This is a genomic window from Streptosporangium sp. NPDC002607, from assembly GCF_053592655.1.
In genome coordinates this window covers 23,365-48,376 of the sequence record NZ_JBSFWD010000042.1, presented here as the reverse complement: position 1 = coordinate 48,376, position 25,012 = coordinate 23,365, and the positions used below count along the sequence as shown (strand labels likewise).

Here is a 25,012-nt window from a genome sequence, read left to right as displayed (position 1 = left end):
GTCAGCGCGGTGGTGTGTGCGACGGTGGCGGGGATGCGCTCGATCTGCGTGGTGGTGATGGTGCGGCCCAGATCGTCGTAGGTGGCCTCACGTCGAGCCCCGGTGGGGTCTCCTCGCCCTCGGGTGCGTACCAGCCGCGGGCCGCGGGCAGCCGGAGAGCGGGCCCGTCCACCTGCTGGTGGAGGTCTCCGAGGTCGGGGACGATATCGTGCGCGACGACGCAGCCAAGGACGACAGACCACAGCCGGGCGGCGTGGCCGAGCTGGACGACGGACGCGGCGATGCGGTGCTCGGGCGTACCGTACCGGGTCACCCGGTCGGCCACCAGATAGGCGAGCCCATCCGTGTAGGCGTCTGTGACGGGCCGCCAGGCGCCGTCGGTCTCGCCGACGGCGAGGGTGAAGAAAGGGCCCAGGTCGGCGAGGTCGACCAGTGCGGTGGCGACGGCTTCGGGCCGGGCGGGCCGCAGGCGGGTCATGTCAGCTCTCCCGCAAGCACGCTGATCTGCGGGACGCCGGTGCGGGGGTGCAGGGTGACCTCGGCCTCGACCCGGTAGACCTCGGCCAGCAGTGCCGTGGTGAGCACCTGGGCGGGCGGGCCCGCGGCGATCAGGCGGCCGGTGTCCATGACGCAGATCCGGTCACAGAACGCCGCGGCCAGGTTGAGGTCGTGCAGCGCGACGACGGCGGTCACCCCGAGCCGCCGCACCAGCCGCAGGGCGTCCAGTTGGTGGCGCAGGTCGAGATGGTTGGTCGGCTCGTCCAGCACCATCGTCCCGGCTTGTTGCGCCAGGGCGCGGGCGATGAGGACGCGCTGCTTCTCGCCGCCGGACAGCCGGTCGAACGGAGCCTGGGCGAGATCGGCGACGTCCAACTCCTGCAGCGCGCCCGTGACGATGGCCCGGTCGTCGGCGTCGTCGCCCTGGAACGCCCGCTTGTAGGGGGTGCGGCCCATCGCCACCACGTCGTACACGGTCAGCTCGAACTCGCCGGGCGCCTCCTGCAGGACGGCGGCCAGCCGCCGGGCCAGCCGCCTGCCGGTCATCCGCCAGACGTCTTCGCCGTCCAACGTCACCTGTCCCGACGTGGGGCGCAGTGCGCGGTAGAGGGTGCGCAGCAGGGTGGACTTGCCCGCGCCGTTGGGGCCGACAAGCGCGACGACCTCGCCCGGGGCGACGTCCAAGGACACCTCCCGCACCAGGACCTTGCCGCTGACGACGACGCCGACGCCCTCCAGGCGCAGAGCCGCGGGTCTGTCCGCCGGGATCACCGGGCCGCCCTCCGCCGCATGAGCCACAGGAAGAAAGGCCCTCCGGTCAGGGCGGTCAGGATGCCGATCGGGATCTCCTCGGGGGCGATCACACTGCGGGCGGCGAGGTCGGCGGCGATGAGGAAGGCCGCGCCCAGCAGGGCGACGGCCGGCAGCGCGCGCCGGTGGTCGGCGCCGACCAGCAGGCGCACCACGTGCGGCAGCATCAGCCCCACGAACCCGATGGAACCGCTGACCGCGACGATCGCGCCGATCATCAGGGCGACCAGCGCGAACAGCGCGCCGCGAAAGCGGTGCACGTTCAGCCCCAAGGCGGCGGCGGCCTCCTCCCCGGCCAGCAGCAGGTTGAGCGGGCGGCCAAGACCCAGCAGCACGCCGGTGCCGAGCAGCACCGCCGCCGCGGGGATCCAGACGAGGTCCCAGGTGGTGCCGGCCAGGCCGCCCAGCATCCAGCGCAGCGCCGAATCGGCCTTGTGCGGGTCGTTGGAGGTGACGATGAGGTAGCTGGCCACCGCCGAGAGGACCTCGGCCGTGGCGACCCCGGACAGCACCAGCCGCACCGTCGTCATCCGCCCGCCGGTGCGGGCCAGGAAGTAGACCAGCACCAGCGCCGCGAAGGCACCGGCGAAAGCGGCCAGCGGCAGCGAGAACGCCCCCAGCAGCGAGACGTTGAACACCATGACGACGACCGCGCCGACCGTCGCGCCCGAGGACACCCCGAGCAGCATCGGGTCGGCCAACGGGTTGCGCACCAGCGCCTGCAGGGCCATCCCGCACACCGACAACCCCGCGCCCACCACGCCGCACAGCAGAATGCGAGGGACGCGGACGTCCATCACGATCGTCTCCCTGACCGGTGCCCAGGTGGGCTCGACCAGAGGCGCATACAGCCGGTGCAGCACGATGGCCCACACCTCGCCGAACGGCAGGAGCACCGAACCGACCGCGATCCCGGCCGTGGCGACCGCCACCACGGCGACGGCGAGCACCGCCAGGACCAGCGTGTACGGCACGCGCCCGCGGCCGCCGACGACCACGGGTGCCGACGGCCTGGACGGGGCGATCTTGGTCACGCGAAGCGGTCCGGGTGGATCTGGCGGGCCAGTGACTCCACGCCAGAGGGCATCCGTACGCCCAGCACCGTGGACGACAGCGGTAGCACCGCGAACCGCTGGTCCCTGATCGCGGGCACGTCCTTGAGGGCCGGGTTGGCGAGCAGGAACTTCTTCTTGCCCTCCACGGAATCGTCGCCGTAGTCGTAGATGACGATCACGTCGGGCGCCCGCTCGGCGACCTGCTCGAAGGAGACGTCTCCGAAGGACTTGGGAAGGTCGGCGAACAGATTCGTCCCACCCGCCAGTTTGATCATCTCGTTGCCGATTCCGGCGCCGCCGGCGGTGAAGGCGGTCTTGTCGCCGCTGTCGTAGACGAACACCTTGATCGGGTCGGCCCCGTCGATCTTGGCCGTGACGCCGTCCAGCACGCCGCGCATCGCGGCGATCTGCCGCTCAGCGCGGTCGGGCACGCCGAAGATCTTGCCGATCGTCCGGATCTCGTCCTCGACTTGGGTCATGGTCACCGGACCGGTCGGGCATGCTTCGATGTTGACATGGGAGTCGATCCCGGCCTTGGCCAGGGCGTCCCGGCCGCGCCCTTCCTTCTCGGCGAAGGCGCTGTTGAATCCGCCGTAGACGAAGTCGGGCTCGGCCGACAGCAACGCCTCGTAAGAGGGGTACTCCTCGGCGAGCACCTTGATTCCGTTGTAGGCGGCCTGGTAGTCGGGCTGGATCTCGTCGTCGAGGTAGGCGGTCCCGACCATCGACTTCTCCAGTCCGAGCGCGAGCATGATCTCGGTGACGTGCTGGTTGAGTGTCACCGCCCGCTGCGGTGGCTTCTGGAAGGTAGTGGTCACGCCGCAGTTGGTCACGGTGAGGGGGAACCCCGCGGCGGCCGAGCTCGCCGCCGGGTTCGCGGCGCCCGTGGGACCGGCGGTCTGCTCGGTGGTTCCGCAGCCGACCACCAGCAAGGCGGATATGAGAAGTGGGAGGAAGAAAAGCGAGCGTCGGCTCGTCATGAACAGGTCCTTTCACTCACGGGCTGAGCCCGATGAGCGGGATGGGGCAAGGAGCCGGATCTTTAAAAGAAGCTCGTGACGCGGGCATCCCGAAGGCCCTCATGCCAGATGCGCGGCATGGCGATCACCGTTCCTCTCTTGGGGAGATCCGCCCCAATTTCTGTGAGGAGGCGACCGCGTGAGTCTCCTGGCTCTCGGGTCAACGCTCCTCCCGGCCTTCCCACCCGCACACGGGCAGTGGCTGATTCGGGATTCGCTCGCCGATCACAGTGGCGGGACCGCACCGGATTCACACCGGCTTCCTCGTTCCGCGCTCGCCAACGCCGACCATGCTCGCACACCACCCATCAACGACAAAAAGCGGATACGGCACCGGCGAGACCGGCCCGGACACGACGCTTGGCCGCTAGAGCGCTGGTTCGGCATCACGGTTCCCTGTTCGCTGAGACGCCTTCTGCGGGGCTCGCCACGGAAAGCCCTCGGACGAGCGGGTCTTTCCTCGCTTTGACCAGGCCGGGCGGGGTGAAGGCGTGCAGGGTGAGGATGTCGGGCATCGGTGCGAGGCCGGGGCCGCCGGCCTGGATCCAGGCGGCGATGTCCTCGGCGGCATCGGGGTGGTTGACCAGGCCGAGCCATACCGGCCGCCCGCCCGCGGCGCGTCCGGCGGGTGAGGGGCGGACGACGATGACGTTGGCCTGCTCGCACACGTCCAGGCAGTCGCTGATGTGGATGTCGGCGATTTCCGACAGGCGGCGGAGCTGCTCGCCGTGGTCGAGACCGGGGACCTTCCGGGCGCTGCCGCAGCAGCAGTCCCGGCAGGCGGTGATCTTGCTCATGTGTGTTTGAACCCCTTTCCGGTGCGGTCCAGCGGGTCGGGTCCGAGGCCGAGGTAGGTGGCGCGCAGTTCGTCCCAGGCGGCCAGGCGCTCATAGTCGGGCGGGTCGAGGATCTGCTGGCGGTCGGTGAGGAAGGGGTTGGGCAGCAGCACTGTCATCAGCTGGTCGCCTTGGCCGTTGAACATCCGCACGCCCCAGGAGACGGGGCTGCCGTCGGCGCCGATGGAGCGATACAGCTCGGCGCGGGCACAGCGGCGGATCCGCCCGAGTTCGGGACCGCTCGCGGTGTGCTCGCCGATGCACAGGTGGAAGTGCCAGCGGCCGAAGTCGACGGTGACATAGCCGTCGTACAGGCTGATCCGCTCGGGTGCGTTGGGCGCGGCGACCTCCCAGGCGGCGCCTTGGACGATCACGCCGAACCAGATGTGCTCCCAGTGTTTTTCGAAGATGCCGGTGACCAGGGCCAGCAGGGTCTGCTCGTCGGTGGGCAGTGCCCACACGTGCAGGGTGCCGGTCCCGAGCTCCTCGACGACGGTGTGACTCATCAGGCTCCTTCGGTCTGTCGCAGGGACAGCGCCCACTGCTCGCGGCGGGTTTCGGGGTCGCTCAGGGCGCAGTCGCCGCACTTGCCGCCGCCGGGCAGCCGGTAGTACAGGCAGCAACTGCGCCGGACGAAGAACGGCTGGCCGGGGGCGGGCTCGACCAGGTCGCCGCCGCCCCTCAGCACCCCCAGCGTCAGCAGTTCGCGTCCGAGTGAGACGGCCCGCGCGGTGAGCTCGGGGCGTTCGCGGGCGACGGCACGGACGGTGCCTGCCAGGGCGGAGGCGGCGTTGCCCCACAGCAGCCCAGGGGCGATCTTCACGATCTCCTGTACGGCCTGCGCCAGCGGCTCCAGCAACTCGGTCACCACGTTGCGGTGCAGCGGTTCGGCGATCCTGGCGGGGTCGAGGATCTGCCAGCCGGTCAGGCGCTCGGCCCGCAGCGGCAGCGGCCCGCTGGACGCCGCCTGCCAGTGGACTCGCAAGGGGGCCAGGTCCAAGAGCAGGTCGTGCGCTACCGCCGCGCCGATGACGGGTGACCACAGCCGGGCCGCCAGCCCCTGGAACAAGATGGAGGCCGCCACCCGGATCTCGTCGGTACCCAGGCGTTCGGCGACATCGGTGATTCGCTGCCGCAGGGGCTCGGGGTCGACCAGCAGGTCGATGAGCGGTCGCCAGCCCGCTTCGATCGGGCCGATCCCGACGTCGAAGTAGCCGCTGATCGTGGAGACGTCGGCGATCGCCGCAGACACCGTCGGCGGTGAGGCGGGAAGCAGTCCGGGCTGGGCGACGGTGAGCCGGGAGTGCGCCGTACGCGTCCAGGTGGCCAGGTCGGGCAAGGCGGCGAACCAGTGGGTGGTGCCGTCGTAGGCCGCCTCGTAGCCGTCGCCCGTCCATTCCACCGCCAGCTCAGCAGGCCCGGCGCCGACCGTATGCCAGCCCTCTCGGGCCAGCGCCCGCTCCAGCAGCGGAGCGTGCAGGCCCTCGGCGAGGATACGGACGGTGGCGCCGGTCCCGCTCTGCGGCACGAACATGCCGGAAGCCGCGTCGAAGGTCAGTTCAGCCCCGTCGAAGGAGGCGCCGATCACCTCCCGCAGCGTCAGCTCCTCCGGGGTTCCGGTGTGCAGACGGCCCGCCGGGTCGATCAGCCACATCCGGTCGGCGACCCGCAGCGCCAGCTCCAGATCATGGGTGGAGACCACGATGACCAGGTTCTTCTCACGGGCCAGACGGCGCAGCAGGCCCATGAGCGCCACCCGGGAGGTGACATCGAGGAAGGCGGTCGGCTCGTCCAACAGGATCGCCGCCGGTTCCTGGGCCAGGGCGCGGGCGACGAGCACCCGCTGGCGCTCGCCGTCGGACAGCTCGCTCACCGCCCGGTCGGCCAGATGGCCCGCGTTCACAGCGGTCAACCCCCACGTGACGATCTCGTGGTCACCGGGCGACAGCCGTCCGGTGAATCCGGTATGCGGGTGACGGCCCAGCCCGACCAGTTCGCGGGCGCTCAGCAGCGGCGGCAGATCGCGTTCGGTGAGCACGACGGCCAGGCTCCTGGCCAGGTGGGCGGCGGGCAGGGTCTCGATGCCGACGCCGTCGACGCGTACCTGGCCGCCCAGCGCGGGCTGGAGCCCGGCCATGGTGCGCAGCAGCGTGGACTTGCCGGTGCCGTTCGGGCCGATCAGCACGGTCAGCTCGCCCGCCAGGGCCTCGGCGTCCAGATCGTCGAGCACGCGACGCTCCCGCTGTCCCCGCCTGGCGGGGTATCCGGCGTGCAGTCCGCGCAGTTCCAGGCTCATGCTCACACCGCCAGTCCGGTTCGGGCCGCGCGGCTGCGCAGCAGTACGGCGATCACCACCGGCGCGCCCAAGATGGTGGTCACGGCGTTCAGCGGCAGCACGACCCCGCTGCCCGGCGCCTGGGTGGCCACACAGCACGCCAGTGCCACGGCGGCGCCCAGCAGGACGACCGCGGGCATGAGCACCCGATGGTCGGCGGTGCCCAGCAGCAGCCGGGCCACGTGCGGCACCGCCAGGCCGAGGAAGGCGATCGGCCCGCAGTAGGCGGTCACCGCCCCGGCCAGCACCGAGGAGGTCAGCAGGGTGAGCGTGCGCACCACCCGTACCCGCACGCCCATCGTGCGCGCGTAGTTCTCGCCCAGCAGCAGCGCGTTGAGCGCTTTGACCCCGGCCAGCGCACCCGCCAGCGCGGCCACACAGACCGGCACGAACACCCCGAGGTCCCCCCAGGTGGTGCCGGCGAAGCTGCCCAGACCCCACATGATGAACTGCTGGGCCCGCTGCGGGTCGGTGTAGACCAGCAGCAAGGTGATCACCGAGACGGCGGCCGACCCCACCATCACGCCGATGATCAGCAACGTCACCACCGACCTGACCCGCCGCGACAGCACCATCACCAGCCCCAGCACCGTGGCCGCACCGGCTGAGGCGGCCACCACCACGCCCGCCCGGCCCAGGCCCGCGATGCCCGCGGTGAACGCGCCGGCCGCGCCGCCCCACCCGATGATCACCAGAGCCACGCCCAGGCTCGCACCCGAGCTCACCCCCAGGATGTACGGCTCGGCCAGCGGGTTGCGAAACAGGGTCTGCAGCTGTACTCCCGAGACCGACAGGGCCGCTCCGGCCAGGGCCGCGGTGATGGCGCGCGGCAGCCGTACCGTCCAGATGATCTCCTGAACCCCCGGGTCCGCGCCGGTGTCACGCACCAGAGCGAGCAGCGCCTGGTTCAGCGGGATCGAGGTCGAGCCGAGCAGGACCGCCAGCGCGAACGTCAGCGGCACCGTGATCCCGATGGCGGCCAGGACGACGCTCCGGCGGCGCTGGGCCGCCGCCGGAACACCCGCGAGGGCCAGAGCCGTCACCTGGTCAGCTGCTGGTAGAAGGTGAAGGCGTGCCCTGGCGCGAGGTCGGGGCGCAAGATCGCGACCAGGTCGGCCAGGATCAGGTCCGGGTGGCCGACGCCGCGCTCGTAGAAGTCGTTGCCGCCCCCCGGCCCGAGCGTCCTGTTCGCCGACCAGAGGCTCCCGGACTCGAACGCGCCGAACTTGGCATAGCGCGGGTCGGCCTTCTCCACATCGGCCAGGCTCTTCCACTCGTTCACGGTGGCCAGCCACACCTTGGCGTCCTTGGCCTTGGACAGCACAGCCTCCAGGTCCATGGTGGTGCTGCCGGGGCCCGGCGTGTCCGCCCACGGATAGGTGCCGCCCGCGTCCTTGATCAGCCCCGCGACGTAGCTGCCGCCGTTGGGCACCGACCACTGCCCCTCATACATCTGGCCCGGCAGCACGGTGACCGGCGCGGAGGCCTTGGCCTTGGCGGCCAGGGCGGTGTAGTCGGTCTCGACCTTGCCGAACACCTCACCGGCCTTGGCCTCGGTACCGGTCAGCGCGGCCATCACCTTGATCCACTCGGCGCGGCCCAGCGCGGTGGACTCCAGCCATTCTGCGTTGGCCACCACCTTGATCCCGGCCTGGCGCAACGGGCCGTAGGCCTTGTCCTCGGTGCCGCCGCTCATCAGCACGTCCGGCTTGGCGGCGATCACCTTCTCGGTGTCGACTTCCTGACCCTTGGCGTACTCGGTGATCTTCCCGGCCTTCACCTGGGCCAGTACCTGAGGGGAGGTGATGTACCCGGCCGACGAAACACCGGTGAGCCGCTCCAGCACGCCCAGGTCGGTGATGAACGGCAGGTGGGTGGTCGAAGCGGAGAACAGCCGCTCGATCGGGGTCTCGACGGTGACCGCCGCGGCCAGCTCGCCGGTGAGCGCGGGAGCCGGAGTACCGCACCGCACCAGCACGTAGGTCTCCGGTTTGGCACCGGGGGCGGGCTGCTTGACAGTGAGGACCTGATGGTTCTTGGCGTAGGTCAGCGTGAAGTTCGTCGCGTGCTCCACCTTCTGCTTGACCGGGAAGTAGTCCCGGCCCGGGTCGAAACCGGTGACGCAGCGGCCCTCGGCCGCCGGGGCCGCGGGCGTGGCCGCGTCCGGGGCGCCGCAGGCGGCGACGGCGAGTAAGGATGCGAGCAGTGCCGCGGTGATCGAGCGGGGGATGCCCATGCGTGCTCCTGAAGGCGGGCCGCGGACGCCGTTCCTCGACGGCCTCCGCGACGGGTGGGAGGCCGGGTCACCAGGAGAGTCCAGCACGCCGAGCATGCCCAGGGCCGACAGGCCGAGGTCCAGGCATGGCGATCACCGTTCCTCTCTTGGGGAGATCCGCCCCAATTTCTCTGAGGAGGCGACCGCGTGAGTCTCCTGGCTCTCGGGTCAACGCTCCTCCCGGCCTTCCCACCCGTTATCCGGGCAGTGGCTTCGTCGGGATTCGCTCGCCGATCACAGTGGCGGGACCGCGCCGGATTCACACCGGCTTCCTCGTTCCGCGCTCGCCTACGCCGACCATGCTCGCACACCACCCATCAACGACAAAGTGCGTACCACCCGTCAGACCCGGCGCGCCTCCCCACATTCGACGGGAGCACCGGCGCGCACACCGTGGAGCACCTGGGTGAGGACCTCCACCCCTCGCACCACGCGAGGTCCGGGCCTGTTGAAGTACGCCGGACCGTCCAGCACCCACACCTGGCCCGCGCGGACCGCCGGCAGGTCGGCTCAGCCCGGAAGGCGGGTCAGCAGAGGCCACTCCGCTCGCGTCCGCTCGGGAGGAAAGCCGCAGGGCATCAGCAGGACCACCTCGGGGTGGGAGGCTCGCAACCTCTCCCAGTCGATGGCTGTGGTGCGTTCGCCCGCTTCGGCCAGCAGCGGCTCACCGCCCGCCGCCCGGATCTGCTCGGAGACCCAGTGACCGGCGGGCCACAGCGGATCCAGCCACTCGATCGCCGCCACCCGCGACCATGGACCGCACCACCGCGAGCCTGTGGAGGGCGCGTTGGGCCGGTACGAGGCGCTGGCCACGATGTTCTGCGCTTGCCCGACTTCACTGTCACAGACCTGAGTTTCCGCTGACATCAGTCCTGCGCTTCACTGATGGTCTATCCAGAGCTACCTGACCCTGGCCAGCTTTCCCAGATAGGCGTCCAGCAGCTCGACGCGGCCGACGAGGGGCTGAACGCCGTCCTACCAGCAGATCGCGCTGATCTCCTCGTCGGGGGTGAAGCCAGGGTGCGCGGTGGTGAGCGCGGTGTAGAGGGCCGCGTACTCGACGCGCCTCTCGGGGCCGAGCACGAAACGCGCGTGTCCGGCAAACACGAGGTCAGCGACCTCCAGGCCGGTCTGCAGGGCCGCCTGGCGTGGTGTCTCACCTGGGTCGATCATGCCGCCGGGCAGTTCCCAGCACCGGCGCAGGCGGTGAGACCAGCAGCAGCCGCTCGTCATTCCACACCGCCGTCAGCGCCAGCGGCAGGGGTCCGTCATCGAAGCGAACTTCCTCCGTAACCGGATGAAACGCGGTCAGAAGGTTGCCGGCTTCGTCAGCGGCGAGAACGTCGTCCACCTCTGGCCCTCCACTATCGACCTTTACTCGGGCGCCGACGAAACTATCTGACCAGGGAAGACGGTCAGAAATTTCTTACTGAGCTCCGCGCTGATGGAGATCATCTTCCACCGGAGCGGGTTTCTGTGAATGAGGTCAGCGGGTGGCGGGGGCAGCCTCGGCGGTGACGCGGGCAGCAGTTTCGCCGAGCCGTATGTGGTGCCCAAGGCCGGCCAGGTGCTGGTGGCGGAACTTGGGGGTCCAGTAGGAAGGTGCCCAGGAAACGCACCGTGCCCAACTGCAGCGCCCGAGCGGGCCCCGTTGGCGGCCATCGCCCGGCGGCGGGCGGCGACGTCCAGGTGGAAGAACCCACCCAGCTGAGCGTCGACCGCGGCGGGTTCAGCGCCAGTGAAGGTCTTGCGGGGGTCCGCCGAACCGGCGACGCTGCGCCGCCTGGTCGACGACGGTGTCTCAGTCACCGAGGCCACCCGCACCCCCCGAAAACCGTTCGAGGCCCGAGGTTAAAGAACACGCTTAGCCGACGTCGCGGCGGCGGAAGCCGTACAGGCCGGCGATGGTCAGCGCCGCGGCGATCGCGGTCATGGCCACCAGCGGGGTCGCTGAGACCTCGCCGCCCGGCAGTGTGGGCAGGTGGCTGAAGGGTGACAGGTCCAGCAGCACCTGGGGCAGCTCCAGTAGCGCGCCCACCTGGCCGAAGAGCAGGAACAGCGCCAGGACCGCCCATGCCGCGGCGGCCAGGCGGGGCAGCAGGCCGAACAGGGCGAGGGCCAGGCCGGAGAAGGTCCATACCGCGGGGAGCTGAGCGAGAGCCGCGCCCAGCGTGGCAGGCAGGTGGGCGGCTATGTCTCCTGAGGCCGCACCGTACGACAGACCGACGGCCAGGCCGGTCACGGCGAGGACCACCGCCGGGCCGAGCACGGCGAACAGCGTGTGGCCGGCCGCCCAGCCGACGCGGCTGACCGCGGTGGCCAGCAGCGGCTCGGCGCGGGCGAGGCTCTCCTCGGTGCGCAGCCGCAGCGCGGCCTGGATGGCGTAGCCGGACACGGCGATGCCGAAGATGCCGATCAGCACGGCGATGAACAGGTCGGCCGGGTCGGTTCCGCCGCCGAGCCGGTTGAGCATCTCCATGATCTGGGCGTTTTGCCGCAATGCGGAGGAGGCGGCGTCGGCGGCGCTGCCGATCACCGCGCCGAAGACGGCGAAGCCCGCGCACCAGGCCAGCAGCAGCCCGCGGTGCAGGCGCCAGGCCAGCGCGAGCGGGCCAGCCAGGCCGGGCGCGGCCTGCGCGGGACCCAGCCTGGGCGGTAGCAGGCCGGCTGCGACGTCGCGCCGGGCAGCTAGCGCGTAGGCGGCGTAGCAGGTCACGGCGATGAAGGCGGCGAACAGAGCCAGCGGCCACCATTCCTCGTCGGCGAAGGGGCGCAGTTTTTGCCCCCAGGCGATGGGCGACAACCACGACAGCCAGGAGGCGTCGGTGGTGTCACCGGCCATCCGCAGCAGAAACGCCAGCCCGAGAGCGGCGATGCCGATCACCCGAGCTCCGGAGGCGCTCTCGGTGAGCTGGGCGGCCACCGCGCCGATCGCGGCGAAGGCGATGCCGACCAGGGCGTAGTCGAGCCCGGCCGCCAGTGCGCCGGCTACCGGATACGTCCCGGCGAGGGAGCCGGCCACGATCAGGCCGGCGATCACGTTGGCCGACGCGACGACGATGAGGGCGGCGGCCAGCGGGGCGTGGCGGCCGAGCACGGTGGAGCCCAGCAGCTCGCGGCGTCCGCTCTCCTCTTCTGCCCGGGTGTGCCGGATCACCGTGAGCAGGCTGGCCAGGCCGAGGATCACCGGAACGAATCCGGCGCGCCACACGCCCAGCGCCGCCACGTGCCAGTCCAGCAGCGGGCCGTACAGGGCGAAGAAGGCCGGAGTGGCACGCATGGAGGCGGCGAAGGCCTGCAGCTCGGCGTCGGTGGAATAGAGTCCGCCGATGGCGGAGATCTGGGTGACGGGCATGATCGCCAGCAGGAGCACCCAGATCGGCAGGATCACGCGGTCGCGGCGCAGAATCAGCCGGACCAGCGCTCGCGTGCCCGTCATCAGCTGTCCACCCGGGCGTAGTGGCGCATGAACAGCTCTTCCAGCGTCGGCGGCTGGCTGATCAGCGTGCGCACGCCCACGCTGGTCAGCTGGCGCAACGCCGCGTCGAGCTCGCCGGTCGTCACCTGGAAGGTCACCCGGTTGCCGTCGATACGAAGGTCGTGCACGCCGTGCAGGCCGTTGGGCGACCCGGCCAGCTCCGCGGTGATGGTGGTCCTGGTCAGGTGGCGCAGCTCGGAGAGGGTGCCGGTCTCGACTATGCGGCCGTCGCGGATGATGCTCACCCGGTCGCACAACTTCTCGACCTCGGCCAGGATGTGGCTGGACAGCAGGATCGTACGGCCCTGCGCGCGTAGTTCGCCGACGCACTGGGTGAAGACCGCCTCCATGAGCGGGTCGAGCCCGGAGGTCGGCTCATCCAGCAGGAACAGCTCGACGTCGGAGGCCAGCGCGGCCACCAAGGCGACCTTCTGCCGGTTGCCCTTGGAATAGGCGCGGCCTTTCTTGCGCGGGTCCAGCTCGAAGCGCTCGATCAGCTCGGCCCTGCGCCGGGGGTCCAGGCCGCCGCGCAGCCGGCCGAGCAGGTCGATGACCTCGCCGCCGGACAGCCCCGGCCAGAGGGTGACGTCGCCGGGCACATAGGCCAGGCGGCGGTGCAGCTCGACGGCGTCCTTCCACGGGTCGCCACCGAGCATGGAAGAGCTGCCCGCGTCGGCGCGCAGCAGCCCGAGAAGGACGCGGATGGTGGTGGACTTGCCTGCGCCGTTCGGGCCCAGGTAGCCATGCACCTCACCGGCCCTGACCTCAAGGTCGAGGCCGTCCAGTGCGGTCGTCCGGCCGAACCGTTTGGTCACGCCGGACATGGAGATGACGTTGCTCACGCTTTAGAATGTACATAGCCTTCACGAGTTCGTGAAAGATATGAAGACACTAAACTACGGATCCTTGACACGGGGTGAGAGGAGCAGGATGAGGGACGAGGAAGCGGTGCGTCAGTTCGTCGAGCGGCTCAGCCGGATGCTGGCCGACTGGGGCTTCCCGCCGATGGCGGGCCGGGTCCTGGTGACGTTGTCGGTCGCGGAAGAGGACACGCTGAGCGCCCCCGACCTGGCCGAACGCCTCGACGTCAGCCCGGCCGCCATCTCCGGCGCGGTCCGCTACCTCGTCCAGCTGGGAATGGTCGCCCGAGACCCGGTGCCCGGATCCCGGCGCGACGTCTACCGGCTGGTCCACGACAGTTGGTGGGAGGTCGCGCTGACCAAGGTCGGCCTCTACAAGACCCTCGCCGACATGGTCGACGAGGGCATCGAGGCGCTCGGCGGACCGCAGACCCACGCCGGGCAGACCATGACCGAGCTCCGCGACTTCTACCTGTTCATGCACCGGGAGATCCCCCTGCTGCATGACAAGTGGCGCGAGACGCACTAGTCGGTGGTTTGTTAAGGCAGGGCGTAGAGGTTGAGGGGTCATCCTGTGGTGACGGCTGTGACCAGGGCTTGTAGTTCAGCGGGCGAGGCCTGGTTGACCAGCTGCGCCACCAGCGTTGCAGCAGCGCGCAGGGGGTCAGCCAACCGCGGACGTAGCGGGCGGCCCTGGGCCGGCACAGTGGCACGGACGGCCGTAGCGATGGGCCCCCTCTCTCCGCCGTCGGCGTCGGCCGGGGTGAACGGGAGATGTGGTGGCGGGACCGGATCGGCGGGCCAGGCATGCCAGCAGAAGGTGAACGCGCACATCACCAGGGCCCAGTGGCGGCGGATCGCGGCATCGGAGCGGATCTGGAAGTCGGCCCAGCCGAGTTCGTCCTTGACCTGCTTGTAGCCCTGTTCGATCCAGGTGCGCAGACCGTAGAGGCGCACGATCTCGGCCAGGTCGGCGGCCAGGAAAGACGAGAGGGCAGCACGCGGACCGCCGGGGCGGGGCAGGTTGGTGGCCAGGTACCAGGTGGCCTTGGCCGGCAGCGTCACCGGGTCGGTGGTCGCGACGATCAGCCGGACCGCCTGGTGCGGGCCGTAGCCGCCCAGCACCGCGTCGGCGGCCCACCACACGGTGGTGTGGCCGTCGCGAAACCGCCGTACGACCTTGGTCCAGGGGGACCTCCCCAGGCAAGCTCGCGGGCGGCGTCGATCGGCGTGTGCGCCTCATCGGCCGGGGCCCAGGAGCCCTTATGCGGCTTGAGCGCGAGCACGAACGGCAGCCCAGCGGCCCATAGTTCAGCGGTGAAGGCCGCATTGTCGCCGTAGGCGCAGTCGGCCACCAGCGCCCGAAACGGCACGGCGGCGGCCTGAGCTCGGCCCGCGAGAGCGGCCGCGAACTGCGGCTTGGTGTGAAACGCCGGATCGCTACGGCCACCAGGCAGCCGACCCGCGGGGGTGTAGGGCACCACGTGCAGCGGATAGTAGACCCGCTCGTCGGCCCAGAGCGTGGTCACCGCCACGATCCCGTTCTCGATCTTCCCGACCGAGCCCAGGTACTGATGGGCGGTGCCGTCCTTGCGGTCCCCGGTGTCATCGACCACCAGCACCCCGCCCGCATGCGGCGCGGTCACCGGATCGGCCCGCAGCAGCTCAAGACGCCGGGCGTTGACCTTCTCGTGGTCCCACGGCGACTCCGACTCAGAAGAACTGCATCCGCTGCACCGCCGCGTTCTGGGCCCCGGCCACCGGCTCCGCACCGGCCAGGGCCGTCAGCGTCTTGTTGCGGTCCCGCGGTAGCAGCAGCCCGGCCAGATATTCGCGAAACCCCGGCGCTGCGCGAGCGAGCACCACAGATCATCGAACCGGGCCGCGTACTCCTCCAACGGACCCGGCGCCGGCGGACACGGACGTCGCGCGGTCGCCATCACGACCACCCCTATCCACCGGCTTACTGCGACATCAGCCCAACATCAACAAACCACCGACTAGGCGGGATCCACCCCTGACGATGATCAGCCTTTCCCCGCCGCGCCTGTTCGACCGAGCCGCAGCGAACCGGAGCAGGCCGATAACCGCCCCGGGACAGGGTCTCGCCCGGCGTAGGCGTCAATCACGTGTCAGGGTTTCGCCGACCGGCGTCCAGATCCCGTATCGGTCGCGCTTGTCCGGCTTACCCCAGCCATAGCGTCGCTTTTGCACGAGTTCTCCCAGGAGGAAGCAAATGTCAGAAGTGCCGCTATTCGTCCCGATCTGGCAGGGCCGGTTCAGCGTCTCGCTGCGGCTGTTCCGCACGGCCGCGGGCAGGAAGACCGCAGTGGCCTTCTCCTCTTCATTGTGTCTGGCCGATGTGCTCGGTACCGAGCAGCAGTGGATGCGGCTCAGCGAGCCCGCCCTGCGCGGCATGATCCGGGACCTGGACGTCATCGGCATCGTCATCGACCCTGCCGGGACGATGATCCCCTCCGTCACCGGAGCCGCGTGATGTGCACCCTCGAACAGGACCTCGCGAACCAGAGCACCGACAGGTCGCGCGGCCCCTGGTCGGCGACGACCCTTTTCCCGGACACCGGCGACGCCACGACCGGCGACGCGTCGCTTACGGAGATCGCCCGCCGCTACGGCACCCCGGCCTACGTCGTCGACGAGGCGGACGTGCGGCAGCGCTGCCGTGACTATGTCACCGCCTTTCCCGGCGCAACCATCGCCTACGCGGCCAAGGCGTTCCTGTGCAGGGCGATGGCCACCTGGATTCGGGAGGAAGGGCTCAGCCTCGGCGTCTGCTCGGCCGGCGAGCTGGCCATCGCCCGCTCCGTCGGTTTTCCCGCCGAGCGGATCATCTTCCACGGCAACGCCAAGACCCCCCGGGAACTCCACGACGCGGTGGAGTACGGGATTGGCCGCCTTGTGGTGGGCAACCTCACCGAGATCCCGCGGATAGCCGCGCTGGTCCCCGTGGGCCGGCGGCAGAAGGTGCTGGTCCGTGTCATCCCCGACGTCGAAGCCGGGGCGCACTCCGCGATCCGCGCCGACGGCGAGGACCAGAAGTTCGGCCTGTCGATCGTCGCCGGTGAGGCGGGCGCCGCGGTGACGCGGGTCCTGGAGCAGCCCGGCCTGAACCTGGTGGGACTGCACTGCCATCTGGGCTCCCAGATCAGTACGGCGGAGCCGTATGAGCAAGCGGCTCGGATCATGGTGCGGCAGCTCGCCCACATCCGCGACACGCACGGCGTGGTCCTGCCCGAGCTCGGCCTCGGGGGTGGCCAGGCGATTGCCTATCGTGAGCGGGAGCACGAACTCGACCTGCACCACTATGTCCGGTCTGTCACCACGGCAGTCGCGGAGCGGTGCGCCGGGCTCGGCCTCGCGGTGCCCCGGCTGACCGTAGAGCCGGGCCGAGCCATCAGCGGGTCCTCCGGGCTGACCTTGTACCGGGTGATCGCTGTCAAGCGTGGCGGCAGCCGGATCTTCGTCGCGGTCGACGGCGGGATGAGTGACAACCTCCGCCCCACGCTGTATGGGGCTCGCTACACCGTCCGGATGATAGGCCGCCGCTCGCGCGAGGCCATGCGCGAGGTCACCGTGGTCGGCCACCACAACGAGTCCGGTGACGTCGTCGCCGATGATGTGCCGCTTCCCGCGGACGTCCGCCCGGGTGATCTGCTGGTGGTGGCCGCCATCGGCGCCTACCACCATTCCATGGCCTCCACCTACAACCTCATCGGCCGGCCACCCGTCGTCGCCGTGGCGGATGGACAGGCCCGCCTCGTGGTCCGCCGTGAGGAACCGGAAGACCTTCTCCGGCGTGAGGTGGGACTGTGACGCACTCCGGCGGCCCTCCCTTCCTGCTCACCCTCATCGGAAGGAGCATGATGAAACCCCTGAAGTTCCGCCCGGAGGGCCTCGTGCTCCTCGCCCTGATCGTCATCGTCGCCGCACTCACCCTGGCGATCGAACTGCTCCCCTGACCCGCTCAGGGGCATCGCGCGGCGGATTCGGCCTGAACTCGATGGTCCCGCCGGTGACTGCGTTGGGGTCGCGGCAGCCAGGAGCGGCGCGCGGGTCAGCGCGGGCATGGCGGTCTGTTTTCAGATGCAGAACTCGGCGTTCAGGGCCTGGTTCATGGCTTGGTCGACAGCGGCATCGTCGGGGGCGGGCAAGGCGGTGGGGCGCGCCGTCGGCAAGCGTATCCGCTGCCCGATCTGCCGATCGTCCAGGACGATGGCATCGCGGCGCGCTCGTGGCCCGGCAGGCCGGCCACGCGCAGAGGGCGGGACGGCCTGCCGGGCGGATGAGGTCAGGAGACGGGTTCGATCCACACGTTGCGGAAGCGGGGATTCTCGCCAGGGTCGCCGTGGTCCTGGAGGCGGATCCCGCCCGACGCCGCGCTCTCCGGGATGTTGTCGCCTGTGCCGCCGTCGATGGCCACGTCGTTGTGCACCACCACGCCGTTCCAGACGACCGTGACCCGCGCGTTGTCGACCTTCACTCCCGCGCTGGTGTAGCGGGCCGCGCGGAAGGTGATCTCGTAGGTCTGCCACGTTCCTGGGGCGGTGGCCATGTTGCGGTCGGGCGCGCGCTTGGAGTAGATCGCGCCCGCCTCGTTGGCGGCCGGTGTGGTGTCACCGTATGACTCGAGGACCTGAACCTCATAGCGTTCCTGGAGGTAGACGCCGCTGTTGCCGCGCTGCTGCCCGGTCACGTCCGGCGGGTAGTCCGGCTCGTACCACTCGACGTGGAGCTTGAAGTCGCCGAACGTCTGCCGGGTACGGATGTCGCCGCCGTAGGACTCCATGGAGCCGTTCGCGATCGGCCAGGTCGCCGACCCGCCGGCCCGTTTCTCCCACGCCGCCAGACTGGACCCGTCGAACAGCGTGATCCGCTGCGCCTTCGACACGGTGATGTGGTCGAGGCTGACCTGTCCCATATCGCCGGAGTCGTACCTGTAGGCGATCCTGTTCGAACCCCGCTTCAGGTTGAGCGCCTCCGTCTGGACGGCCCAGGCGTCCCAGCCGCCGGTGCCGGCCAGCCGCACCTGCCTGACCTTGTCGCCGTTGACGTACACGCTCACCGACGTGCCGGCGTTGGCCGCGTAGCGGAGCCCGACGTTGTGCATGCCGGGTGAGTCCGTCCGCACGGTGAACGACGTGCTCGCGCCCGCGGCCGTGTAGCCGTCGACGAAGCCCCTGCCGGTGTAGCCCTGATGGTTCGTGCTCACCTTCGCACCACCGCGCAGCAAGGCGTTCTCCGCCTCGAGTACCGGTCGCGCGGCCACGGTGATGGAGTCCAGGTTGACGTTGCCCGTGTCGCCGCTGTCGTACTTGTAGGCGATGATGTTGGCGCCTGCCTTCAACGCGAGCGGTTCGACCCGGGTGGCCCACAGGTCCCACGTTTCCGTAGTGGGCAGCGGCACCTGCCTGACCTTGGTCCCGTTGACGTACACGCTCAGAGATTTGGTGCCGGGTGCGGGGTGCGGGCCGTTGGAGTAGCGCAGGCCCACGTGGTACGTGCCAGCCTCGGCTGCGCGTACGGCGAACTGAGTGGCCGCTCCCGCGGCCCAGTAGCCGTCGACGAAGCCGCTTCCCGAGTAGCTCAGATGGTCGGTGTTCAGCTTCGCGCCGCCGCTGTGTGAGGCGCTCTCCGCCTCGTACATGGTATCCGCCGTCGGGCCGTCGATCATCGAGTTAAGCGTGTACCAGGCCTCGGTGCTCCACAGCGGCTGCCCCGATGCCGAGCTGAACGGACGCGGCGACCGCAGGTGCACCACGCGCCCCGGCTTGAGACCCGCGATCTTGAGCGTGACCTTCTTCCCGCCGGAGGTCGGCTTCGCGGAGGTGACGGTCAGCGGCTCCTCGTCCACCTTGGGGCCACCGTAGGTGGAGGCCGCGGCGTACCGCCACTGGGTGGCCTGATACTTGGCCGCCAGCGACGTGGCGGTCTCGGCCGACAGCGGCTGGGTGTACTCCAGCTCGAAGCCGCCCTCGATCGCGCGCATCTTCAGGATGTCGAAAGCCTTGTCGTCGTCGGGGGTCAGCTTCTGCAGTCCGTAGGTGAGCTTGCCCGGCTGGCCCCAGTTTCCGCCGGCGCCGAGACCTCCGGCGTAGATGGCGCCGTCGGGCCCCAGGCTGATCCGGTTGACCCCTGCCTCGAGGCCCTGAGTGAAGCGGAAGACCGCGCCTTGGTACTCGCCGTTGACCTTCTCGAGGTAGCCGCGCTGGATCCCGCCGTAGGTGACGTCGCCGAACAACATCTGCCCCGCGAACCTGCCCCCCCTCATGACCAGCGGCGTGCTGGGGGAATTGGCGATCTCGTTGTGCGGCAGCCAGAGCACGGGCGCGCTCACCAGGTTGTCATCGAACGGGCCGTCAGGGTTGGTGTAGTGGTTGAAGAACCGGTCCTTCTTGATGTGCACCAGTTTCGAGGCGGGCAGCCAGCCGCCCTGGTTGTCCATGACGAACAGGTCATCCTCCGGCCCCCAGCCGAGCCCGTTGGGCGTGCGCAGACCGCCAGCGATGTACTCGACCTCGCCGGTGGCCTTGTTGACCTTGATGGTCGTGCCCCTGTTCCGCGCCGGCTGCGGGTCGGTGGTGGCGCCGCCGTAGTTGATGGCGACGGAGAGGTTGATGTAGAAGTGGCCGCCACGGTAGAGCAGCCCGAACGCGAACTCGTGGAAATTGCCGCCGAACGGCCAGCTCGCCACGGTCCTGAGGTTGTCGGCGACCTCGTCGCCGTTGGTGTCGTTCAGCTCCACCAGCCGGGACTTCTCCGACACGTAGAGCTTGCCGTCCACGTACTTGATGCCCATGGGCTCCTGAAGCCCGTCGGCGATCTTCTTGGTGGTCACCTGCGCGGGTGAGGTCTTGCCTGTGACGTTGTCGAGCAGGTAGACCTCGCCGAGCTTGGTTTCCGAGCCACCCCACGTGGCGACCGCCAACCGGCCGTCGGGCAGCCAGTCCATCGCGGTCACCTGCGGCTGGAAACCGTTCGGTCGCAGGTCGGTGAGCGTGAAGTCAGGGTGTACCGACTCCAGCGGCAGCCCGTCGCCCGGAGAGTCGGCACCGCTCTCGCACTCCTTGCGCCCGGGGGCGGTGACCCGCACCACGTCCGCGTCCGTGCTCAGCACCGAGTTCGGCACGAGGGTGAACGCCGAGGATCCGGGTGGTTTCCACTCCAGCTTGAGCCGCTGGCCGTACAGGTGCTCGAAGTGGTCGACGCGCAACGCGTGGTAGCCGGTGGTCAGGGTGATCGTGCCGTCCACGGCGATCGGCCCGTGCCGCCCGTCGTTGGTGATCACGACGGTGTCGTCGATGCGCAGCCGGGAGCCGTCGTCGCTGGTGAGCCGGAACTCGTACGTGCCTGCGGCGGCGATGGAGATGTTGCCGATGACCTCGGTGACGAACATGTCGGCCAGGCCGAAGTCGGCGTCGGAGGTCCAGTCGATCGTGGGCATCAGCTTGTCCACGTTGGGTGTCTGACCGGGCTTGAGCGTGCAGAGCTTGGACAGTTCGACTTGGACGTCGTAGGTGCGCAGGGTGACGCCCGGCTCCTGCGGCGGCACCGCCGCGCGCGCTTGAGCGGGTACGACGAGCCATGAGAGTGCGGTGAGCAGTAAGACGGATAACAGGGGTAATTTCCGCATGACCAGTCCCATCTCGGTGAGGGCGCCGCGTTCAGCGCGGCGTGGGGGTTACGGCACCGCCGATATGGCCGATCGAACGGCGGATGCCGGGTCTCATTCGCTGTAACACGGAGGAAATAACGCTGCTATGCGCCGTAATATAAAGCAAGATCTGCAACTTGCCCATACTCTTTTGCCCTAGGCCGACGAAAGTCGTGACTCGTCACGGCAAAAGGGTGTGGCGCCACAGCACCGCTCGCAACGAGTGCAGGGCGACCGGGGATCTGCCAACGGCCTGCCGTGTCGGCGGCCGAATTGGGTGCGGCTCTTCTGGAGGGACTGGAGTTGACCCGGTTTGGTGGACACCTGATCTCTGAGAGGGCGACTTGATGGGTTTTCGCAGCGCTTGGACCCTGCCTGAAGTGCCCCAATGGGGTGGAACATGATGCATTGAGGTGTGGCTACTGCGACGTTCCTCACCGGAAGTACAGATCCACCTCGGTCCTGGCATCAGGAAGGCGGGCCGACAATCTCGGTTTCCCTGCAGCGCGTTCGCAACCTCCGCTGAGGAACGGAGCACTACGGTAGTTCGTTGGATCAAGGTGGGAGATAGAGGCGCAGGCCATGACCTGCACCGACCGCGTCGAGCAGTTGCTGCAGTTCAGCGGGCGGGACCGCTTGTGACCAGGACCGCCACCAGCGCGCGAGCGCGATCGCGGGAGTCAACCAGGACCGGACCCTGGAGTCGATGACGATCGTGCTGCCCAGCGGCACAGTCCTCGACACCGGCGCCCCCGACGCCGACGACCGCTTGCGCGCCCTCGAACCCGACCTCGCGCAAGGTCTGACTCGCCTGCGCGACCGTGTGCGCGGCAACTCCGACTCGGTGCGCCGCATCCACGCCCAGTTCTCGCTGAAGAACACCATGGGCTACGGCCTCAACAGCTCTCTCGACCACTCCTCGCCCGCGCAGATCCTCGCCCACCTGATCATCGGCAGCGAAGGCACGCTCGGCTTCGTCGCCGAGGCGGTCTTCCGCACGGTCCCGCGCACCCCTTGGCCGCCACCGGCCTGCTCGTCTTCCCGAGCTTGCGGGAGGCGATGGCCGCCATGCCCGGCCTGGTCGTCGCCAAGCCGGCCGCCGTCGAGCTGCTGGACTCCGGATCCCTGCACGTCGCCCAGACCGACCCCAAGGCCGACGACGCCCTGCGTACGCTCACCGTCGCCGACCACGCCACGCTCCTGGTCGAATGGCAGGAATCCGACGCCGAACTGCTGGCCGAGCGCGAGTGCGCCGTCGAGCAGGCGTTCGCCGACCTGCACCTGTCGGCTCCGGCACGGCTGAGCCGGGAGACCGGCAGCCGGGCAGCGCTGTGGCACATCCGTAAAGGCCTGTACGCCGCCGTCGCCGAAGCCCGGCCCAGCGGCACCACCGCCCTGCTGGAGGACGTCGCCGTTCCCGTGCCCACCCTGGCCGACCTGTGCGATGAGCTGACCGGACTGTTCGCCAAGCACCGCTATGAGCGCAGCGTCATCTTCGGCCACGCCAAGGACGGCAACCTGCACTTCATGCTCAACGAGCGCTCCGGCACCGACCTGCAGCGCTACGCCGACTTCACCGAGGACCTGGTCGAGGCCGTCCTTCGCCGCGGCGGCACGCTGAAAGCCGAGCACGGCACCGGCCGCGTCATGGCCCCCTTCGTCCGCCGCCAGTACGGCGACGAGCTCTACGACGTGATGCGCGAGGTCAAAGGCCTGTGCGACCCGGCGGGCGCCCTGAACCCCTGATCAGGACGAGCCGGTCAACCAGGTCGGGACGGCGCACGGCGGTCCACAGCGCCACGATCGCCCCGGCGCTGTATCCGGCCAGCCGCACGGGACCGCCGACCGTCTTCTCGATGAACGCCGCGGTGTCGTCCGCGAACGCCTCCATGGAGAACGGTCCCGGCACGTCAGGCGTGCGGCCGTGGCCCCGGCGCTCGGGGAGCAGCAGCCGGAACCGCTCGGCCAGCGCGTCGAGATTACCGGTGAAGTCCCGGCTGTCGGTCAGGCCCCCATGCAGGAGCACCAGCGGGTCTCCCGCACCGCGCTCGTCATACCACGTGTGCACGCCGTTCACATCGATGTAGTTGGCCATCGTGCCGCTCTTTCCCTTCGTCGCGTGTAGGTCTCTGAGACTGATACGACGCAGCGGCCGGAATCATCGCACCTTGCCCAGCAGAGCTGATGCCGAACGACTTTGTGGCAGCCACGGGACGGAACCCTGGTAGATCCCGAGTGTTGATCCGAGTGAGTGATGACCGGGGCGGTCAGCCGGCACCGTCCCGGTCAGCTCTTGGCTGCCCCCTGTCCTCCCGCCGCTCGCTCGACCGCCCGGTACACCGTCGAGCGGGCCACCCCGAACAACTCGGCCAGCTCGGCGCTGGTGTGCTCGCCCGCTTTGTGCAGCGCCACCAGGTGCGCCGCCTGCCGCGCGTTCAGTTTCGGCTTCTTACCGCGCAGCCGCCCCTTGACCTTGGCGATCTTCATTCCCTCACGAGTCCGCATCCGGATCAGGTCCGCCTCGAACTCCGCGACCATCGCCAAAGCGGTGAACAGCAGCTTGCCGATCGGGTCGAGCGCTGACGCCGAGCTCGGCGAGCGCGTCCAGTTGCGCGGCGAGGTCTTGTTCGTCGCAGGACCGCCGTAATGGCGAGCAGGGCCAGGATCGGTCTGGCGTCCATGGGTGCTGCGGCGAAGGCGTTGGGGATGTAGTGGAACGGCTCCAGCGGGCTGCCGCCCCACCACCCTTAGAGGGGGCCGGCGACCTGCCCGAGTGCGGCGGGCAGGATCCAGACGGTCCAGGAGATCGCCGCGCTCCGGTGGGGCCACCGCCGCAGCTAAGAACGGGGCGCCGGTCTCGGCGATCGCCCGCCATGGCCGCTGGTCGGAGAAGTCCCTGGTCGTGCACGGCTGCATCCGGGCCGCCGACAAGTGGCGTGACAACCCCATACGAGGAATCGGTGGACCCCGAGTTGTAGCCCCGTCACACTCCTCATCCGGAATCGTCCGGTGCTCGAAATGTCAGGGCGGGTTCCGGGACCGATTCCATGATCTTCGAAAAATGCTGATTTTTTGACGGCCGTGGTGACCTGAGGGGCGACTCGGGGAAAGCGGTTGTAGCGTGGGCCAGCGATCGAGCATGCGTCTGCGCATCATCGCGGTAAGGCCGCCGATGCCCGCGAAATCGGCGCTGTCGGCCGTGATTTCGCCGACGACACCCAGACGGTGCAGCAGGCGTTGGCGGGCGGTGGCCGTGCCCCAGCGCCAGTCACGGTGAGTCGCCCTGGCCAGATGGTCGGTACCGTCGCGACGGGCCCGTTCGACGAGGGCGTCGCCGCGCAGCAGCCAGCCGGTGCACGCGTCGGCGAGGTCACCCTGGGGTTCGGTGCCGGTGGCGGCGCGCCAAGCCACACGGTATGCCTCCTCGGCGCGGTGCAGCAGCGGTGAAGGTGTGGCGGCGGCACACCAGCAGGTCGGGAAGGCGATACGCAGGTAGGCCAACTCGGTCAATCCGTTGCCCAGCGCGGCCTGCTCGAAATCGACGAAGCGGACTCCGTCGCGGGTGTACAGGTCGTTTCCAGGACAGGGATCCCCGTGCAGCAGCGCGTTCCCCGGCGCGTGGCCGAGCCGGTCGAGCACGCCGTCGAACTCCGCGTGAACCGTCGGCGGTACCGTGACGCCGAGCCGGTCGGCCAAACGGAGAAATGCGTCGAGATCACCGGGTCCAGGCGGGGACCAGCGCGGTAGCGTCCCGGCGTCGGCGGCGTTCGTCGTCGCGTGCAGCCGGGCCAGCGCCGCCGCGTAGTCGACAGCCCAGCCGTCGGCCGGGTCGTCGGCGTCAAGATGTTCCAGGACCAGGATCCGGTGCTCTGGGTCGGTGCCGAGGATCTCGGGCACCAGGGGCGGATCGGCTCGCGCGGCGAGTCGCAACGCGGTTACCTCACGCTGGAAGCGCAGATCGGCGTCCGTACCACCGACGATCTGTTTGATCACCGCGGTGGTTCCGTCCATCTCGGCACGCCACACGCGCGAGCGTGGACTGCTGGTCAGTCGGCGCAGCCGGGTCACGGGACCGAGCAGAGCCCGCAGGTGCCGCTCGGCCGAGGGCCTCGACCATCCCATGTGCCTGTCCCCTCGTCGCGCATCGTCCTGACTGCTCTTTTCTTCCTGCTTC

The 25,012-nt window shown here is 69.6% G+C and carries 26 protein-coding genes and 2 riboswitches; of the genes, 4 read left to right on the top strand and 22 right to left on the bottom strand.

The features are described 5' to 3' along the window. Position 1: 1 nt before the first annotated feature. The 14 genes from ACWD3H_RS35295 to ACWD3H_RS35230 form a co-directional block, all read right to left on the bottom strand. On the bottom strand, positions 2-478 hold the full coding sequence (locus ACWD3H_RS35295) for a hypothetical protein (RefSeq protein ID WP_451958088.1): 477 nt from the start codon (positions 476-478) through the stop codon (positions 2-4). After that, positions 475-1,269 (bottom strand): ABC transporter ATP-binding protein, encoded by a 795-nt coding sequence (locus tag ACWD3H_RS35290; RefSeq protein WP_451958087.1) that lies wholly within the window; start codon positions 1,267-1,269, stop codon positions 475-477. The genes ACWD3H_RS35295 and ACWD3H_RS35290 overlap by 4 nt, the downstream gene beginning before the upstream one ends. Beyond that, on the bottom strand, positions 1,266-2,342 hold the full coding sequence (locus tag ACWD3H_RS35285) for a FecCD family ABC transporter permease (protein WP_451958086.1): 1,077 nt from the start codon (positions 2,340-2,342) through the stop codon (positions 1,266-1,268). The genes ACWD3H_RS35290 and ACWD3H_RS35285 overlap by 4 nt, the downstream gene beginning before the upstream one ends. Beyond that, complete coding sequence (locus ACWD3H_RS35280) at positions 2,339-3,343, bottom strand: ABC transporter substrate-binding protein (RefSeq protein ID WP_451958085.1); 1,005 nt, start codon at positions 3,341-3,343, stop codon at positions 2,339-2,341. Before ACWD3H_RS35280 ends, ACWD3H_RS35285 begins: the two co-directional genes overlap by 4 nt. Before the next feature lie 160 nt (positions 3,344-3,503). Continuing rightward, positions 3,504-3,701: riboswitch (cobalamin riboswitch) on the bottom strand. Positions 3,702-3,768: 67 nt separating this feature from the next. Next, a complete protein-coding gene (locus ACWD3H_RS35275) occupies positions 3,769-4,179 on the bottom strand; it encodes a hypothetical protein (RefSeq protein ID WP_451958084.1) in 411 nt (136 codons plus the stop codon). Beyond that, complete coding sequence (locus ACWD3H_RS35270; RefSeq protein ID WP_451958083.1) at positions 4,176-4,724, bottom strand: DUF7676 family protein; 549 nt, start codon at positions 4,722-4,724, stop codon at positions 4,176-4,178. Before ACWD3H_RS35270 ends, ACWD3H_RS35275 begins: the two co-directional genes overlap by 4 nt. Then, positions 4,724-6,514, bottom strand: a complete 1,791-nt coding sequence (locus tag ACWD3H_RS35265) for an ATP-binding cassette domain-containing protein (protein ID WP_451958082.1) — start codon at positions 6,512-6,514, stop codon at positions 4,724-4,726. Before ACWD3H_RS35265 ends, ACWD3H_RS35270 begins: the two co-directional genes overlap by 1 nt. Positions 6,515-6,516: 2 nt before the next feature. Next, positions 6,517-7,596, bottom strand: a complete 1,080-nt coding sequence (locus ACWD3H_RS35260; RefSeq protein WP_451958081.1) for an iron chelate uptake ABC transporter family permease subunit — start codon at positions 7,594-7,596, stop codon at positions 6,517-6,519. Then, positions 7,593-8,789, bottom strand: a complete 1,197-nt coding sequence (locus ACWD3H_RS35255; RefSeq protein WP_451958080.1) for an ABC transporter substrate-binding protein — start codon at positions 8,787-8,789, stop codon at positions 7,593-7,595. The genes ACWD3H_RS35260 and ACWD3H_RS35255 overlap by 4 nt, the downstream gene beginning before the upstream one ends. A gap of 168 nt (positions 8,790-8,957) precedes the next feature. Then, a riboswitch (cobalamin riboswitch) is annotated at positions 8,958-9,156 on the bottom strand. 182 nt (positions 9,157-9,338) lie between these two features. Further along, positions 9,339-9,695 carry a hypothetical protein gene (locus ACWD3H_RS35250; protein WP_451958079.1) on the bottom strand — a complete coding sequence of 119 codons (357 nt, stop codon included), beginning with the start codon at positions 9,693-9,695 and terminating at the stop codon, positions 9,339-9,341. Between the two features lie 108 nt (positions 9,696-9,803). Beyond that, positions 9,804-10,001: an NUDIX hydrolase gene (locus ACWD3H_RS35245; RefSeq protein ID WP_451958078.1), complete on the bottom strand. Its 198-nt coding sequence runs from the start codon at positions 9,999-10,001 to the stop codon at positions 9,804-9,806. Beyond that, positions 9,985-10,179 carry a hypothetical protein gene (locus tag ACWD3H_RS35240; protein ID WP_451958077.1) on the bottom strand — a complete coding sequence of 65 codons (195 nt, stop codon included), beginning with the start codon at positions 10,177-10,179 and terminating at the stop codon, positions 9,985-9,987. Before ACWD3H_RS35240 ends, ACWD3H_RS35245 begins: the two co-directional genes overlap by 17 nt. A 513-nt stretch (positions 10,180-10,692) precedes the next feature. Next, entirely contained in the window at positions 10,693-12,267 is a 1,575-nt protein-coding gene (locus tag ACWD3H_RS35235) for an ABC transporter permease (protein WP_451958076.1), read from the bottom strand. After that, positions 12,267-13,130, bottom strand: coding sequence for an ATP-binding cassette domain-containing protein (locus ACWD3H_RS35230; protein WP_451958120.1), 864 nt, complete (start codon positions 13,128-13,130; stop codon positions 12,267-12,269). Before ACWD3H_RS35230 ends, ACWD3H_RS35235 begins: the two co-directional genes overlap by 1 nt. Before the next feature lie 106 nt (positions 13,131-13,236). Between ACWD3H_RS35230 and ACWD3H_RS35225 the strand changes: the two genes are divergently transcribed. Then, positions 13,237-13,695 carry a GbsR/MarR family transcriptional regulator gene (locus ACWD3H_RS35225; protein WP_350928315.1) on the top strand — a complete coding sequence of 153 codons (459 nt, stop codon included), beginning with the start codon at positions 13,237-13,239 and terminating at the stop codon, positions 13,693-13,695. 38 nt (positions 13,696-13,733) lie between these two features. Here the strand turns inward: ACWD3H_RS35225 and ACWD3H_RS35220 are convergent, their stop codons facing one another. Genes ACWD3H_RS35220 through ACWD3H_RS35210 form a run of 3 tightly spaced genes read right to left on the bottom strand, consistent with a single transcriptional unit; the run spans position 13,734 to position 15,029 of the window. Next, on the bottom strand, positions 13,734-14,312 hold the full coding sequence (locus ACWD3H_RS35220; RefSeq protein ID WP_451958075.1) for a hypothetical protein: 579 nt from the start codon (positions 14,310-14,312) through the stop codon (positions 13,734-13,736). Continuing rightward, a complete protein-coding gene (locus ACWD3H_RS35215; RefSeq protein WP_451958074.1) occupies positions 14,252-14,938 on the bottom strand; it encodes an IS701 family transposase in 687 nt (228 codons plus the stop codon). Before ACWD3H_RS35215 ends, ACWD3H_RS35220 begins: the two co-directional genes overlap by 61 nt. Next, a complete protein-coding gene (locus ACWD3H_RS35210) occupies positions 14,880-15,029 on the bottom strand; it encodes a hypothetical protein (protein ID WP_451958073.1) in 150 nt (49 codons plus the stop codon). Before ACWD3H_RS35210 ends, ACWD3H_RS35215 begins: the two co-directional genes overlap by 59 nt. 373 nt (positions 15,030-15,402) lie before the next feature. Between ACWD3H_RS35210 and ACWD3H_RS35205 the strand changes: the two genes are divergently transcribed. Together ACWD3H_RS35205 and lysA are read left to right on the top strand one after the other, a co-directional pair. Beyond that, positions 15,403-15,663: an SAV_915 family protein gene (locus ACWD3H_RS35205; protein ID WP_451958072.1), complete on the top strand. Its 261-nt coding sequence runs from the start codon at positions 15,403-15,405 to the stop codon at positions 15,661-15,663. Continuing rightward, positions 15,663-17,000, top strand: a complete 1,338-nt coding sequence (lysA, locus tag ACWD3H_RS35200; RefSeq protein WP_451958071.1) for a diaminopimelate decarboxylase — start codon at positions 15,663-15,665, stop codon at positions 16,998-17,000. The genes ACWD3H_RS35205 and lysA overlap by 1 nt, the downstream gene beginning before the upstream one ends. Before the next feature lie 475 nt (positions 17,001-17,475). On the opposite strand, the gene ACWD3H_RS35195 is transcribed toward lysA, so the two are convergent. Next, positions 17,476-20,817, bottom strand: a complete 3,342-nt coding sequence (locus ACWD3H_RS35195; protein ID WP_451958070.1) for a family 16 glycoside hydrolase — start codon at positions 20,815-20,817, stop codon at positions 17,476-17,478. A gap of 576 nt (positions 20,818-21,393) precedes the next feature. Continuing rightward, positions 21,394-21,582, bottom strand: a complete 189-nt coding sequence (locus ACWD3H_RS35190; RefSeq protein ID WP_451958069.1) for a hypothetical protein — start codon at positions 21,580-21,582, stop codon at positions 21,394-21,396. Positions 21,583-21,852: 270 nt separating this feature from the next. Here ACWD3H_RS35190 and ACWD3H_RS35185 point away from each other — a divergent pair, with 270 nt between their 5' ends. Continuing rightward, the gene (locus ACWD3H_RS35185) at positions 21,853-22,584 is read left to right on the top strand and encodes an FAD-binding oxidoreductase (protein WP_451958068.1); all 732 of its coding nucleotides are present in this window, start codon (positions 21,853-21,855) and stop codon (positions 22,582-22,584) included. Here the strand turns inward: ACWD3H_RS35185 and ACWD3H_RS35180 are convergent. From ACWD3H_RS35180 to ACWD3H_RS35170, 3 genes are all read right to left on the bottom strand, one after another. Beyond that, positions 22,544-22,933 carry an alpha/beta fold hydrolase gene (locus ACWD3H_RS35180; protein ID WP_451958067.1) on the bottom strand — a complete coding sequence of 130 codons (390 nt, stop codon included), beginning with the start codon at positions 22,931-22,933 and terminating at the stop codon, positions 22,544-22,546. The two genes, ACWD3H_RS35185 and ACWD3H_RS35180, sit on opposite strands and share 41 nt — an antisense overlap. Positions 22,934-23,124: 191 nt before the next feature. After that, entirely contained in the window at positions 23,125-23,754 is a 630-nt protein-coding gene (locus ACWD3H_RS35175) for a helix-turn-helix domain-containing protein (protein ID WP_451958119.1), read from the bottom strand. Positions 23,755-23,859: 105 nt separating this feature from the next. Beyond that, positions 23,860-24,960 carry a hypothetical protein gene (locus ACWD3H_RS35170; RefSeq protein ID WP_451958066.1) on the bottom strand — a complete coding sequence of 367 codons (1,101 nt, stop codon included), beginning with the start codon at positions 24,958-24,960 and terminating at the stop codon, positions 23,860-23,862. Positions 24,961-25,012: the final 52 nt, after the last annotated feature.